This is a genomic window from Sulfuricaulis sp., from assembly GCF_049587675.1.
In the GTDB taxonomy this organism is placed as follows: Bacteria; Pseudomonadota; Gammaproteobacteria; order Acidiferrobacterales; family Sulfurifustaceae; genus Sulfuricaulis.
Window position 1 is genome coordinate 1 of sequence record NZ_JBAVEJ010000272.1, and the last position, 2,750, is coordinate 2,750.

General features: G+C 61.2%; 3 protein-coding genes and 1 pseudogene. All 4 read left to right on the forward strand.

What is annotated here, in order from left to right; translation table 11 throughout:
* Positions 1 to 781 (forward strand): annotated as a pseudogene (locus WB402_RS14080) (DNA repair protein RecN); the annotation flags it as partial.
* Positions 768 to 1,265 carry an N-acetyltransferase gene (locus tag WB402_RS14085; protein WP_424208924.1) on the forward strand — a complete coding sequence of 166 codons (498 nt, stop codon included), beginning with the start codon at positions 768 to 770 and terminating at the stop codon, positions 1,263 to 1,265. The pseudogene WB402_RS14080 and the gene WB402_RS14085, both read left to right, overlap by 14 nt.
* 73 nt (positions 1,266 to 1,338) lie before the next feature.
* Positions 1,339 to 1,644, forward strand: a complete 306-nt coding sequence (locus WB402_RS14090; protein WP_424208926.1) for a hypothetical protein — start codon at positions 1,339 to 1,341, stop codon at positions 1,642 to 1,644.
* A 97-nt stretch (positions 1,645 to 1,741) separates the two neighbouring features.
* Positions 1,742 to 2,750: hypothetical protein (locus WB402_RS14095; protein ID WP_424208928.1), on the forward strand; the 1,009-nt coding region annotated here is incomplete at its 3' end.

A 2,750-nucleotide genomic window follows, 5' to 3' on the forward strand; every position in this document is an offset into this window, starting at 1 on the left:
GCAAACAGTTGAGCGCCGCCTTTCTACGGTGCACGATCTGGCGCGCAAGCACAAGATAAAAGCCGAAGAGCTGCCCGCGGTGCACGCGCGGCTGCGCGCGGAACTGGACGACATCGAGAATTACGACGTCAATCTCGGCAAGCTGGAGGAAAACCTGGCCACGGCGCGCGCCGCCTATTTCAAGGACGCCAAGGACATCTCGCGCCGCCGCGAAGCGGCGGCGAAAAAACTCGCGCGCGCGGTGAGCGACGAAATGCAGGAGCTCGGCATGCCGGGCGGAAAATTCGAAGTCACGCTGACCGCGCTGGCCGAGGGCGAAACCAGCGCCCAGGGCCTGGAGCGCGTCGAGTTCCAGGTCAGCGCCAACGCGGGCCAGCCGGCACGGCCGCTGGCCAAGGTCGCCTCGGGCGGCGAGCTGTCGCGCATCAGCCTGGCGTTGCAGGTGGTGCTCGCGGGTACCGGACGGATTCCCACGATGATTTTCGATGAAGTCGACGTCGGCATCGGCGGCCGGGTGGCGGAAGTGGTGGGACGAAAATTGCGCGCGCTCGGCCAAGCTTGGCAGGTGCTGTGCATCACGCACCTGGCCCAGGTCGCGGCCCAGGGGGCGCAGCATGTGCAGGTGCGCAAGCGCACCGAAGGCAAGACCACGACGGCGGAGGCGGCACCGCTCGACGAGCGCGAGCGTACCCTCGAAATCGCGCGTATGATTGGCGGAGTGGAAATCAGCAAACAGACCCTGGCTCATGCCAAGGACATGCTCAGCCGTGCCTCAGCCTGACCTGAGCCGCGCCGTCGCCAGCGTCACGCCGATCATCCGGCCGGCGGCGATTGGTGACGTGCCATACATCCACCACCTGCTCGAAATCTACGCCACGCAGGGCAACCTGTTGCCCAGAACCATGAACGAACTCTATCGTCATCTGCGCGATTTTTTCGTCATCGAGGTGGCGGGCAAGGTCACCGCCTGCGGCGCGCTCGAAATCTTCACGGAAAATCTCGGCGAGGTCAGAAGCCTGGTAGTGGACGATGAATTCAAGGGCCAGGGATTCGGCCGGATGCTGGTGGAACGGATCAGCGAGGAAGCGCGCGTTATCGGGCTCAAGCGTCTGATGGCGCTGACCTACGTGGCGCCGTTTTTCCACAAGCTCGGCTTCAAGACCGTGGCCAAGGACACGCTGCCAGAGAAAGTCTGGGGCATTTGTGTGAAGTGCTACAAGTTCAACAACTGCGACGAAACCGCGGTGCTGCTAGAACTGCGCTGAAACCGCCTACCGGGGTCTTGCATATCGGCATGACATGCATTAGGGTTTTGCGCTCACTGCACCGGACAAAGGAATGTTGCACCTGCAACGCACCGTTGTGAAATCCAGATCGAAACTCGCCGGTTATCTCCTTTCGCTGCTGCTGTTGGTGGTCGAAGCAGGCGCGCTGGCGCACGAGCTGGACCATCAGCTTCATAAACCGGATGCGCCGTGCGCCCAGTGTATTTTCGTCAATCACCTGGGCAAAACGCCCATTACCGTTCCCTACGTACTCAGTGTATGTACGCCTGAAACTTATTCACTACCCGTATCAATCCCCGCACCGCGCCGGCATGAAAACACCGCCTACGCCGTGCGCGCCCCACCTGTCGACTCCTAAATCTAGCTGTTAAAACGACCGCGTCCGGACCCCTGTCCATGACGCACGTCTTGCTCCGGCAAGGCGTCAATCCATTCGTCGATTTCGGAGAATGATTATGACTTGCAGAAACTTGATCGCCGCCGTGGTGCTGGCCGTTGCCGTGCCGACCGCCGCGTTCGCGGCCTCATCCGACGACCCATCGGCACAGTCGGAACCCACCGCCAAACAGCCAAATGAGCAACAAAGGCTGCGTTCGCTCGAGGAACGCGTCAAACAGCTGGAGTCCGCGCCACCGCCCGCCGCACCGCCGGCATCCATCAACAGCTTCAACCCGGCGGTCTCGCTGATCCTCTCGGGCATCTACACCAATCTCTCACAGGACCCGGCGAACTATCACATCACCGGTTTCCCGGTGCCGTCTGGCGTGGAGATCGGACCGGGCAATCGTGGATTCAGCCTCGCCGAAAGCGAGCTCGGCATCTACGCCAACATCGATCCGTATTTCTACGGCGGATTGAATTACTCGATTCATCCGGACGATACCGCCTCGGTGGAAGAGGCGTTTATTCAGACGATCGCCCTGTCGAATGGCTTTACCGTCAAAGCCGGACGATTTTTCTCGAGCATCGGTTATCTCAATTCACAGCACGCCCATACCTGGGATTTTGTCGACGCCCCGCTCGCTTATCAGGCGTTCCTGGGCACGCAGTTCGGCGACGATGCAGTGCAGGTGAAATGGCTCGCGCCAACCGACACCTTCCTGGAGTTGGGCGCGGAACTCGGACGCGGCCGCCCGTATCCCGGCAGCGATCGCGACAAGAACGGCTCCGGCGCCGGAACCGTATTCGCGCATGTCGGCGGCGACGTCGGCACGAGCCACAGTTGGCGTGCGGGTGTTTCGGTATTGGAAACCTCGCCGCAGAACCAGGAGTTCTCCGACACCAATATTGCCGGCAATGCCGTAACCAACAGCTTCAGCGGCGACACCCGCCTGTGGATCGCCGACTTCGTGTGGAAATACGCCCCGAACGGCAATCCGGTCTATACCAACTTCAAGCTGCAAGCGGAATACATACACCGGCACGATGATGGCGATCTTACCTACGATTCGGACGGAGCGCTCC